The following is a 1190-nucleotide window of genomic DNA, read 5'->3' on the forward strand; positions in this document are numbered from 1 at the left end:
GTCGTCGCATCGGAGGGAGCGATGCGACCAAAGGAACGACGCGGGACGGGACAAACCGATCTTCTGCGCTCGCGGCTGGACGCGATCATCGATATGGGGCACCCGCTGGTGAAGCTGGCGGGGACAATCGACTGGTCGTTCCTGGAGCAGCGGTTCGGGGCGGTCTACGAGGACAAGCCGGGCCGGCCGCCATTGCCGACGCGGCTGATGGCGGGGCTGGCGATCCTCAAGCACACCTACGACCTCTCCGACGAGGTCCTGTGCGAGCGCTGGGTGGAGAACCCCTATTACCAGTTCTTCTGCGGCGAGGAGTTCTTCCAGCACCGATTGGTGTTCGATCGCTCTTCGCTGACGCGCTGGCGCCAGCGGATGGGCGAGGAGAAGCTGCAGGCTTTGCTGCAGGAGAGCCTTTCGGTTGCCACCAAGACCGAGGCGCTCAAGCCGTCCGATCTCAATCGCGTCATCGTCGACACGACGGTGCAGCCCAAGAACGTGATGTTCCCCACCGATGCGCGGCTGCTGAACCGCGCCCGCGAGATCCTGGTGCGGCTGGCCAAGAGGTACGGCGTCAAGCTGCGCCAGTCCTATGCCAGGGTGGGCAAGTTCGCGCTGATCAAGCATCAGCGCTATGCCCACGCCAAGCAGTTCAAGCGTGCCAACAGGGCCTTGAAGAAGCTCAAGACCTATCTCGGCCGCATTATCCGCGACATCGGCCGCAAACTCGGGGGCAACGCCGACTTGCTTGCCGGGATCGTGCTGGAGCGCATGCTGGCGCGGGCGCGACGCGTGCTGGAGCAGAAGCAGCACCGGCGTGGACCCAAGGTCTATTCGCTGCACGCGCCCGAGGTGGAGTGCATCGGCAAGGGCAAGGCCCACCGGCCTTACGAGTTCGGCGTCAAAGTCTCGGTTGCAACGTCGCTGGCGCACGCCAAAGGCGGTCAGTTCGTGACCCACGTGAAGGCGCCGCCCGGCAACCCCTATGACGGGCATACGCTCGCAACCGTGATCCCGGATATGGAAGCCCTCATCGGCAATACCCTCGAGCGCCTCCTCGCCGACAAGGGCTATCGCGGCCACAATGCCCCACCCGATTACAAGTTCAGGGTGTTCACGTCAGGGCAGAAGCGGCGGGTGACGCCACAGATCACGCGCGAGCTGCGAAGGCGGTCCGCCGTCGAACCGGTCATCGG

Annotated in this window: 1 protein-coding gene; it reads left to right on the forward strand. The window is 64.7% G+C overall.

Translation table 11 applies throughout. The features are described from left to right. Positions 1-21 precede the first annotated feature (21 nt). The coding region (locus IVB01_RS27250; RefSeq protein WP_247495002.1) for an IS5 family transposase at positions 22-1190 on the forward strand (1169 nt) is incomplete at its 3' end.

The sequence above is a fragment of the Bradyrhizobium sp. 164 genome (assembly GCF_023073715.1).
GTDB lineage: Bacteria > Pseudomonadota > Alphaproteobacteria > Rhizobiales > Xanthobacteraceae > Bradyrhizobium.